General features: G+C 54.7%; 1 protein-coding gene. It reads right to left on the bottom strand.

What is annotated here, in order from left to right; all coding sequences use genetic code 11:
- A partial coding sequence (locus HX884_RS26895) for a transposase (protein WP_178329072.1) occupies nt 1-307 on the bottom strand: 307 nt, incomplete at both ends.

Below are 307 nucleotides of genomic sequence, written 5' to 3'. Positions count from 1 at the left end.
TTTCAGGCATACCTGCTTTCGTCATTTTGTTCAGCGCTCGTACCAGGGCCATAGCCTCCGCAACCTGACCATCGTAGTCACGCAGCGTCAGTGAACCCCCGAACAGCTGTTTTACCCGGTACATCGCCGTTTCCGCTATCGAGCGACGGTTGTAATCTGTTGTCCATTTCCACCGCGCATTACTCCCGGTCATTCGCTGATTAGCCACTGCACGGTTACGGTCTGCATATTCACCGGGCCAGTAACCCGCACCTTTTCGGGGAGGGATAAGCGCGCTGATTTTCTTACGCCGCAGTTCATCGTGACA

This window comes from Enterobacter sp. SECR19-1250 (assembly GCF_013391025.1).
GTDB lineage: Bacteria > Pseudomonadota > Gammaproteobacteria > Enterobacterales > Enterobacteriaceae > Enterobacter > Enterobacter cloacae.
This window is presented reverse-complemented; position numbering and strand designations above follow the sequence as displayed.